The following is a 2,450-nucleotide window of genomic DNA, read 5'->3' as shown; positions in this document are numbered from 1 at the left end:
CCGGTGAATTCTTGAATAGTCAAGTGTTAGTATATAGAGATTCGGGTTTATTGATACTAATGCAACAAAGGCAAAAGCCTTAACGAGGCTTTTGCCTTTTACAATAGCATATTGAATTTGTGTTTAGCGGTGCCTGCCTGGCGTGTTACTGAACCAGCTCGATCATGGCCATAGGTGCGGCGTCGCCTTGACGGGGGCCGAGTTTAAGGATTCTGGTGTAGCCGCCGTCGCGCTCTGCGTAACGGGGACCGATTTCGGCAAAGAGCTTGTGGACGATCTCGCGATCGCCGAGCACTGCCAGGGCCTGCCTTCTTGCATGCAGATCGCCCTTCTTGCCGAGGGTGATGACTTTCTCGACATACGGCCTTAGCTCTTTGGCTTTTGCCTCCGTGGTTTTAACCCGCTCGTGCACGATTACCTGGCGGGCTAGTCCTTCCAGGATCGCTTTCCTATGGGTGGCACTCGTGCCAATTTTTCTACCTCTTTTTGCGTGCCTCATTCCAGTCTCCTACTAACTTTGTTTAAGTGAAAGACCAAGCTGTGCGAGCTTGTCTTTGACCTCTTCAATTGACTTAGCGCCGAAGTTTCTTATCTTCATAAGATCGCCTTCGCTCTGCTCAACCAGTTGCTGAACAGTATTGACTCCCTCTCGCTTCAGGCAGTTATAGGAACGAACCGAAAGCTCGAGGTCTTCAATCGGGGAATCAAGGGCTTTGCCGCGGTCGTTTACGTCGGCAACAAACACCGGCGTGGCGGCAAACTCACTTGCCTGCTCCATGAATAGGCCCATATGATCGTTGACGATCTTCGCGCCTATGCTTACGGCCTCAAACGGCGTAATGCTACCGTTCGTCCTGACCTCAAGAACCAGTCTATCAAAGTCGGTTCTCTGCCCAACGCGCGCATTCTCTACGGCGTAGGTTACGCTTCTGATCGGGCTGAAGATAGAATCTACCGGTATAACTCCGATGGTATCGGAAGGACGCTTGTTACGGTCTGCGGAAACATAACCGCGACCCGACTCAACCGTCATCTCCATCTCAAGCTTGCCCTCCGCGTTGAGCGTGGCAATATGTAGCTCGGGACTTATAATCTCCACCTCGGCCGGATACTCGATGTCCGCCGCCGTAACCTCTTTTGGCCCTTTGACATTAATTCTCATGGTTGCCGGCTCATCGCCATATAGCCTTAATACGAGGTCCTTCAGGTTAAGGATTATATCGATGACATCTTCCTTAACACCCGGGATCGTGTCGAATTCATGAGCTACACGTTCGATCTTCACCGACGTGATGGCTGCACCCGGTAAAGACGATAGAAGCACCCTCCTCAGGGAGTTTCCTAAAGTGTAACCGAAGCCTCTCTCCAGCGGCTCAACCTTAAACTGAGCCGTATTATCTTTCAGCTCCTCAACGGAGATACCCGGCTTACGGATATCTAACATTAATAAATTCCTCCTTAGCAACCATTACTTAGAATATAGCTCGACGATCATTTTTTCCTGAACCGGCACATCGATGTCTTCGCGCGACGGAACGCCTGTAACTTTTGCGCTCAGGTTGGCGAGATCGACTTCGAGCCAGGACGGGATCGCGGCTTTATTGGCTGATTCAGCCGCTTCCTTAATCCGGGCTATGCCCTCGACTGCGGTGATAACGTCACCCGGTTTTACGCGGAATGACGGGATATCCACTTTTCTTCCGTTAACCGTAACATGCCCGTGGCGCACTTCCTGTCGCGCCTCGGTGCGTGATGGCGCAAGGCCGATGCGATAGATGGTATTGTCGAGACGGCTTTCAAGAATCTGAAGCAGGTTCTCGCCCGTCACGCCTTTCTTCTTGGTAGCCAGTTCATAATAGTTCCTGAACTGCTTCTCAAGTACACCATAAATACGCTTAGCTTTTTGCTTCTCGCGCAACTGTATATAGTACTCGGACTCTTTGCGGCGTCCGCGACCGTGCTCGCCCGGTGGGTATGGTCGTCTCTCGACCGGGCACTTATCTGTCATGCACTTATCGCCTTTTAAGAACAATTTTTGCGTTTCTCTCCTGCATAACTTACATACAGGTCCCGTATATCTCGCCATAGCTTACACTCGTCTCCTTTTCCGTGGACGGCACCCGTTGTGCGGTACCGGAGTAACATCGGTGATACCGGCGACTTCCAGGCCATTCGCCTGCAGTGTCCTGATTGCCGTCTCACGCCCCGCCCCCGGACCTTTAACGTAAACGTCCACCCTTTTCATTCCATGCTCCTGGGCTTTCTTGGCGCATGATTCCGCCGCAACCTGGGCCGCAAATGGAGTGCTCTTGCGAGATCCTTTAAAGCCTGATGTCCCAGCGCTTTCCCACGCTATCGTGTTTCCCTGCTGATCGGTGATCGTGACGATCGTGTTATTAAATGTGCTTTTTATATGGGCAGCGCCATGAACGACGTTTTTGCGTTCCCTA

Annotated in this window: 3 protein-coding genes and 1 pseudogene; all 4 read right to left on the bottom strand. The window is 51.7% G+C overall.

Translation table 11 applies throughout. The annotated features are described in order from the left end of the window. Nucleotides 1–148: 148 nt before the first annotated feature. Nucleotides 149–499 (bottom strand): annotated as a pseudogene (gene rplQ / locus COY37_RS03080) (50S ribosomal protein L17); the annotation flags it as partial. Between the two features lie 12 nt (nt 500–511). Next, the gene (locus COY37_RS03075) at nt 512–1,444 is read right to left on the bottom strand and encodes a DNA-directed RNA polymerase subunit alpha (RefSeq protein ID WP_286678500.1); all 933 of its coding nucleotides are present in this window, start codon (nt 1,442–1,444) and stop codon (nt 512–514) included. 24 nt (nt 1,445–1,468) lie between these two features. Then, on the bottom strand, nt 1,469–2,086 hold the full coding sequence (gene rpsD / locus COY37_RS03070; protein WP_286678501.1) for a 30S ribosomal protein S4: 618 nt from the start codon (nt 2,084–2,086) through the stop codon (nt 1,469–1,471). A gap of 3 nt (nt 2,087–2,089) precedes the next feature. Continuing rightward, nucleotides 2,090–2,450, bottom strand: a 361-nt coding sequence (gene rpsK, locus COY37_RS03065; RefSeq protein WP_286976024.1) for a 30S ribosomal protein S11, incomplete at its 5' end; no start/stop codon positions are given.

This window comes from Candidatus Aquicultor secundus, assembly GCF_002791875.1.
Lineage (GTDB): Bacteria > Actinomycetota > Aquicultoria > Aquicultorales > Aquicultoraceae > Aquicultor_A > Aquicultor_A secundus.
Note: the sequence above shows the minus strand (reverse complement) of the source record. Positions and strands in the feature narration are given on the sequence as shown.

Bases quoted from the DNA above. Each gene is read 5' to 3' on its own strand.
- COY37_RS03075 (WP_286678500.1), bottom strand. From the start codon at position 1,444: ATGTTAGATATCCGTAAGCCGGGTATCTCCGTTGAGGAGCTGAAAGAT.
- rpsD (WP_286678501.1), bottom strand. From the start codon at position 2,086: ATGGCGAGATATACGGGACCTGTATGTAAGTTATGCAGGAGAGAAACG.